At 69.2% G+C, this 2,185-nt stretch carries 3 protein-coding genes; all 3 read right to left on the bottom strand.

Annotation, left to right across the window (positions count from 1 at the left end; all coding sequences use genetic code 11):
- Positions 1–152 precede the first annotated feature (152 nt).
- The gene (locus ACWDU4_RS21800) at positions 153–683 is read right to left on the bottom strand and encodes a hypothetical protein (protein WP_450116007.1); all 531 of its coding nucleotides are present in this window, start codon (positions 681–683) and stop codon (positions 153–155) included.
- A 122-nt stretch (positions 684–805) separates the two neighbouring features.
- A complete protein-coding gene (locus ACWDU4_RS21795; protein ID WP_450116006.1) occupies positions 806–1,441 on the bottom strand; it encodes an RES family NAD+ phosphorylase in 636 nt (211 codons plus the stop codon).
- A gap of 9 nt (positions 1,442–1,450) precedes the next feature.
- Positions 1,451–2,071: a hypothetical protein gene (locus ACWDU4_RS21790; protein ID WP_450116005.1), complete on the bottom strand. Its 621-nt coding sequence runs from the start codon at positions 2,069–2,071 to the stop codon at positions 1,451–1,453.
- Between the last annotated feature and the right edge of the window lie 114 nt (positions 2,072–2,185).

Below are 2,185 nucleotides of genomic sequence, written 5' to 3'. Positions count from 1 at the left end.
TACCAAAAAAAAAAAAAAAAAAAACCTAATCAAATTCGCTTTATGTCCGGCCCGACGGGCGCGCCCCCGGGCGCTCCGGAGCCGAGGAGGCCGCTGACCGGCAGCTACAGGAACTTGATTGTTGCTGCCCGGTTCCCACCTGGACCCCAGGATCAGTTCATGGGCACGACCGAGATGGTCCCCCGGCAGACGGCGTTCTGCGGGTTGACGAACCACCATCCGCCGCCGGTTTGCACGGTGACGGTGAAGTCCACCGTCCCGGTCCCGGTCCAGGTGCGGTTGATCGGGATGCCCGGATACTGCTGCAGGGCCGCCTCGTCGCTGACGCTGCGGCCGGACGCGCCGGTCGTCTGGTTGTGCCAGTCGACGAGCACCCGTGTGCCGTACCAGTTCACCCCGAACTCGAACGAGGTGGGTATGGGCAGTTCGTTACCGCCGCTGAGCAGGATCGCCGGCTCGAGTGGCCCGTCGTTTGGCGCCGCCGCCCCCGACGCGGCGCGTACGTTCCACGTGAACGCCGGCGCCCAGAAGAGCGGATTCGCACTCGAACACGTCATCGTCGTAGACGTTGGCGGCGCGGGCTCTGCATTCGCGACAGCGCCTCCACCCACCGCGACGCCGGTGGTCAGACCGACAGTCGCGAGCACCGCAGTGAACATTCGACGCACATTCTCGTTCTTCATGACTTCCTCCCCGTGGACATGAAACCCCTTGGACATCAAACGTGAGAAATGGGACGTACAGCGCCCATCAGGTTATTCGGTGGCGCAACGGAATTCATTACAGATCGTGCCACAGGCAGCGCTCAGGCGATGGTGTAGCCGAGTTCGTGGGCGGAGGTGTCGACGGCGCCGGCCAGGGCCGGATGCGCCAGGGGCAGTGACAGTTCCGGCCGCGGGGGGAACGCGTCGGCGGCGCGTTCGACGACGGCGACGGACGTGCTGCCCGCGAACCGGCCCCGGTAGATGATCCCGTCGAGGTCGGCGTGGGCACAGTGAATGGTCCGCGCCCAGTGCTGTGAGAGGCCGTGGGGTGCCGAGTCGAGGGCGTGGTTGCCGCCGACGCGGGTGGCCCAGGCGCCGCCGCCGATTCCGGCCACGTCGAGCAGCCGCAGGGGGCGGGCGAACCGCAGTCCCGTCAGATACGGGTCGCCCCGGTGTCGGTCGATGACCCGCGCCGACTGGAACGCTTCGGCCAGCGCACCACGTGGACTGGATGCGCCGTACCAGACGCCGTGGCCGGGATGCTCACCGCGCGGGGCCGGATGGTGGTCGAACCGCAGGATCGGCCCGAACGTGCGCAGCTCGTTCCACGGCAGGACGTGCAGCCCGGTGGTGCGGTGCACCCGCCACGTCAGCTCGGCCGGCTGCCACTCGACGACCTCCCTGGGGAGCAGTCCCGCCGCGCGGAGTTCGGGGACCGGCGGGGGTGGCGGGAGCATCGCCCCCATCTACGCCGATTCCCACTCGGCCGCGGTGAGCACGTCGGTGACCGGTGCAAGGTCGGCGGCGGAGCCGGCACTGCCGTTCAGCCACGTCACGATCGACACCGGGCGACCGTCGACGATCAGCGACGGCTGCGGGCGGGTCAGCAGCGCCTGCACCGTCAGCGGGTGCAGGTCCTTCGCGAGCAGCGGGAGCACCTTCTCGAGGTGCGGCACCGCTCCGGTGTCGGTGAACTGGGCCGGGGGCAGCAGGCGGTTGCGGCCCGAGTCGAACGCCCACAGGGTGCCGGTCGCGATGCGTTGCCGGACCCGGGCGGGGGTGACACCCAGGCGTGCCGCGGCGTCGGTGATCGACAGGGAGGTCCCGACCAGCTTCAACATGCGGATGTCGCGGTCCACCCGGGCCGCCGTGGCGGTGGCGGGATCGGCGGTGAACCCGGCGTCGGCGAGCACCTGAGCGTCGTGCTCGGACAGTGCGGGGGTGCCCGGGTTGCGGGAGTCGAGGCTGTGCAGGATCTGGACGAGGTCGTCGCGGCCGATGTCGGCGCCGGTCACTTCGCGCAGGGCGTCCTCGAAGTCGAGGTCCCCTCGCAGGTAGCGGGCTTCCACGGTTGCTGCGTCGTTCACCACAACCACCCAGCCTTTCGTCGATTTCCGGGTGCAAATCGATGATAGCGCGGAGCGGGTGGGGCGGCCACCACGAACCCGAGCGCACGCCCGCGACCGAACGTGGGTCGGCGA

This window comes from Rhodococcus sp. NPDC003348 (assembly GCF_053589375.1).
The sequence above is the reverse complement of the archived record's forward strand: the minus strand, read 5'-3'. Positions and strand labels throughout refer to the sequence as shown.